Source organism: Cytobacillus eiseniae (assembly GCF_017874625.1).
Classification (GTDB): Bacteria; Bacillota; Bacilli; order Bacillales; family Cytobacillaceae; genus Cytobacillus; species Cytobacillus eiseniae.
The window spans coordinates 1-2,380 of the sequence record NZ_JAGIKZ010000054.1 but is presented as its reverse complement, the minus strand read 5'-3'; the positions used below and the strand labels follow the sequence as shown (position 1 = coordinate 2,380).

The following is a 2,380-nucleotide window of genomic DNA, read 5'->3' as shown; positions in this document are numbered from 1 at the left end:
ACAATTACGATACGGGAGTTTTCGCTTTTCTTCTATAGTTAGATGTAAAATTATTGAATTTTCATGAGGTCAACCCCAAGTTATGGTGATGAACCTTATTATTTCCAGTAAAATGTTATAATAATGAAGAAGGGAGTGATGGTTATGATGTGGTTTTTAGTCATCCTTTGTGTTTCTTTGCTTGGCATTGGTTTTCTTGTGGACTGGTGGAATAAAAAGAATGGGTTAAGAAATTTTGATCCTGAGGAAAATGAGAAGTGTGTTTCAGAATATGAGAGAGTCAGTACTGAATCCTACTTGCATAACATCAAAAATGATCACAATAATGGACCATTTTAATTTATACGGCATGACTGCTTAGAGCAGTGATGCCTTTTTCTTATAAGATGAAAAAGGAGATTGAAGCGATGCTTGACATATTAGTTGATTTATATGAACAGAACAGAGATCGGGAAAAGGCAATTCCTATGCAAAATTACTTAAAAAACCATTTTCCTTTTCTCGGAATCAAAACTCCAGAAAGAAGAAGATTAGTGAAGCAATTTTTCGATGAGAGCAACATTTTAAAGGAAGATTTTCAGGCAGATATTGTCTGGGCTTTATGGGAAAAGGATGAAAGGGAGTACCAGTATGCGGCTCTTGATTATATAGAGAAATCAATGAAAAGGCTGAATAAACAGCATCTCCCTTTTCTGGAGCAGCTAATTGTTTCTAAATCATGGTGGGATACAGTGGATATGCTTGCACCAAAGCCAGTAGGAGCAATCGCACGCGAATATCCAGAGGTGATTGCAGAGCGGATAGATGGCTGGGCGTATGGCGATCATTTATGGCTGCGCCGATCAGCGATCCTCTTTCAGCTTAAATATAAAGCTCAGACAGATGAAGAGCTTTTATACCGTTATATCGTGCAAAATAAAGGGAGCAAGGAGTTCTTTATCCAAAAGGCGATTGGCTGGGCACTAAGGGAATATTCAAAAACAAACCGAGCTTCTGTGAAGGCCTTTATTGAATCAACTGATTTGGCTAATTTAAGTATTCGTGAAGGGAGTAAATATATTTAAGGCATATATACTTCGTGAAGGAAATGCTCTATTAAGTGAATAGAGTTTGCACTAGATTAAAGCATGACTCCTTGAAAAGGGAAGCCTGCTAAATGTCGGATCGGAGAGAGAAAAGCGTAAATGGTTGGACGATCGATGGATGAGGAATAGATGCCGGCCAACCATTTACTATGAAGGATTATTCGATCATCAAAATAGAGCGAATAATCGGTGTGAGTCCACTTACAATAAATTCAACAGCAATAACCATAACGATTAGCCCCATTAATCGCATCAAGATATTATTCCCTGTTTCTCCGAGCAACTTATAAATCCGGGTTGAATTTAATAAAATCAGATAGGTGACAAAACAGACGATGGAAAGAACAATTAGCAAAACGATTTGGTAGCCAAAGCTTTCAGCTGTATCCATCATGAGGATCGCATTGGTAATCGCCCCAGGTCCGCAAATCATCGGAATAGCTAAGGGGGTGATCGAAATATCATTTGTGTAGCTCTTTGTTTCTTTTTCACTAATTTTTGCCCGGACAAGTCTTGCTTGAAGCATATCCTGTCCCATAAGGAAGAAGATGACACCGCCAACAACCTTAAGGCTGTTGATTGTAATGCCGAAAAACTTAAAAATAAGCTGCCCTGTTACCGCAAACAATACAAGAATAATAAAAGAAACGATCGTCGCCTTTCTTGCTGTTCGCTTCTTCATCTCTTTATCTAAATCAGCTGTCATAGATAGATAAATCGGCATCACGCCAAGGGGATTTATAAGTGTAAAGAATGAAGTAAATCCTAGTAAAGCAAAAGCAAAATACTCGTGCATAAGAACCTCCAAATGAAAAAATAGCGTATTTTAGTTAGTATATCAATATTTGCAAAAAAGCCAACTAGGATTTTAAAGAGGGGGCAGTCCGAAAAGTCGTATTTTCGTATCTTTCGTGATTTTCTAAGAGGTTTTCAACTAGGCATATTTTCGCCATGAATAAAAAGTGAAATTTTAGTGTATTTGCAGTGTTTTATATAAGGGATCCAGGTTGAGCGCCCGAGCGGATAAATAGACGGAGAAATTCCGCTTAATTCGTAATAATCAATAAAAAACGCCTAAATAAGCGGAAAAATTCCGCCTATTGGCTCGAAAAAGTCGAAAATCAAGGATTTTTTATTGAATAAGCGGAATAAATACGCTTATTTCACTCAAAAGGAGCTTCATTTTATATTTAACCGGAGAAATTCCGCTTCGTATTATAAGGTCAGCCAGATATTTCTGGTTGACCATTTTTTATATGGTTTTATTATTACGGTAGCCGGGGTAGAACGTAATT

3 protein-coding genes are annotated in these 2,380 nt (G+C 37.4%); 2 read left to right on the top strand and 1 reads right to left on the bottom strand.

Annotated features, from left to right (window positions below; translation table 11 throughout):
• Window positions 1–144 precede the first annotated feature (144 nt).
• Together J2Z40_RS19625 and J2Z40_RS19620 are read left to right on the top strand one after the other, a co-directional pair.
• Window positions 145–339, top strand: a complete 195-nt coding sequence (locus J2Z40_RS19625) for a hypothetical protein (protein WP_066398496.1) — start codon at window positions 145–147, stop codon at window positions 337–339.
• A 68-nt stretch (window positions 340–407) separates the two neighbouring features.
• The gene (locus J2Z40_RS19620) at window positions 408–1,064 is read left to right on the top strand and encodes a DNA alkylation repair protein (RefSeq protein WP_066398493.1); all 657 of its coding nucleotides are present in this window, start codon (window positions 408–410) and stop codon (window positions 1,062–1,064) included.
• A gap of 178 nt (window positions 1,065–1,242) precedes the next feature.
• Here J2Z40_RS19620 and J2Z40_RS19615 read toward each other — a convergent pair whose 3' ends face one another.
• Window positions 1,243–1,881 (bottom strand): MarC family protein, encoded by a 639-nt coding sequence (locus J2Z40_RS19615; RefSeq protein ID WP_066398491.1) that lies wholly within the window; start codon window positions 1,879–1,881, stop codon window positions 1,243–1,245.
• Between the last annotated feature and the right edge of the window lie 499 nt (window positions 1,882–2,380).